Raw genomic sequence first — 232 nt, forward strand, 5'->3', positions numbered from 1 at the left:
GCTCGGCCAGCGTCTGCGCGCGGCCATCGCGGTCGAAGCCGCCGCTGGCACCATCGCCGCCGGCCGCGAACGCCGGCGTGAAGTCCAGATAGCGCAGCGAGGGCGCATTGCGCGTTCCCAGCTGGTCGAGGTTCGCGCCGCCACTGACCGTGGCCGTGCTGCCGGCATGCGCAAGCACCGGCACATGGCAGCTTGCGAAGGCGAGCCGGCCGGACGCGGACAAGGACGGATC

At 72.8% G+C, this 232-nt stretch carries 1 protein-coding gene; it reads right to left on the reverse strand.

Features of this window, described 5'->3' with window-relative positions; genetic code table 11:
* The coding region (locus tag ACZ3GY_RS24870; protein ID WP_465912501.1) for a cytochrome c peroxidase at window positions 1–232 on the reverse strand (232 nt) is incomplete at both ends.

This window comes from Pseudomonas sp. PME37.24/006 (assembly GCF_055556635.1).